Origin of the sequence: Microbacterium maritypicum MF109, from assembly GCF_000455825.1 — a bacterium.
GTDB classification, from domain to species: domain Bacteria; phylum Actinomycetota; class Actinomycetes; order Actinomycetales; family Microbacteriaceae; genus Microbacterium; species Microbacterium maritypicum_A.
The window spans coordinates 1-201 of sequence record NZ_ATAO01000085.1 but is presented as its reverse complement, the minus strand read 5'-3'; the positions used below and the strand labels follow the sequence as shown (position 1 = coordinate 201).

The following is a 201-nucleotide window of genomic DNA, read 5'->3' as shown; positions in this document are numbered from 1 at the left end:
CGTGAGTGCGGTGTCGACGCGATAGAAGTCCTTGTTCGGGGTGAACAGCTTGCTGAGCCCGGGGATGTTGAGCTCGGCGCCCTGCGGCACGGTCACCGTGGTCTTCGGGGAGGGCAGCTTGAGCGCACCGCGGATCGCTTCGACCGACGACACCGCCATGCTCACGGTGCGGGCGGTGATGCCCACGACCAGTGCGGATGC

General features: G+C 67.2%; 1 pseudogene. It reads right to left on the bottom strand.

The annotated features are described in order from the left end of the window. A pseudogene (locus L687_RS25925) lies at window positions 1–201 on the bottom strand (molybdopterin-dependent oxidoreductase); the annotation flags it as partial.